The 437-nt window shown below is 46.9% G+C and carries 1 protein-coding gene; it reads left to right on the top strand.

The window, feature by feature from the left end; translation table 11 throughout:
* Positions 1-112 precede the first annotated feature (112 nt).
* On the top strand, positions 113-437 hold a 325-nt coding region (locus FD26_RS10990), incomplete at its 3' end, for a transposase family protein (RefSeq protein ID WP_162254856.1).

Below are 437 nucleotides of genomic sequence, written 5' to 3'. Positions count from 1 at the left end.
GTATTTCCATTCCAAAAGTACTAGGCCCTTTTTGATAACAAAAAAAGGCATCTAAGCCTCCCTAGTGCTATGCTTTAAGCGACGAAACTCAAGATAAGCGGGGTAGGAATAGATGTCTCAACTAGATAATACACTTAAATTACTGGTAATTACAGACACAAACATTCAGGTGTTCGGTACTCGTGAGGAATTTCATGGTCGGGGCTCGGGTCGCAAAAAGTATTTGGTCATCCAGGCAGAGCTTACCTACACACTCAGGCGCTGTCCCAGCTGTGGATACAATACGTTGCACCCTAACGGACACAAGCTCACTCATGTCCACATTGCAGGACCCATGGACCGGCCCGTAATTCTAGAGCTAAACAAGCAACGCTGGCGTTGTAGTAACTGCCATAGCACTTGTACGGCCACCACTCCAGTGGTATCAACCAACCACG

Source organism: Companilactobacillus crustorum JCM 15951 (assembly GCF_001434585.1).
Classification (GTDB): Bacteria; Bacillota; Bacilli; order Lactobacillales; family Lactobacillaceae; genus Companilactobacillus; species Companilactobacillus crustorum.
This window is presented reverse-complemented; position numbering and strand designations above follow the sequence as displayed.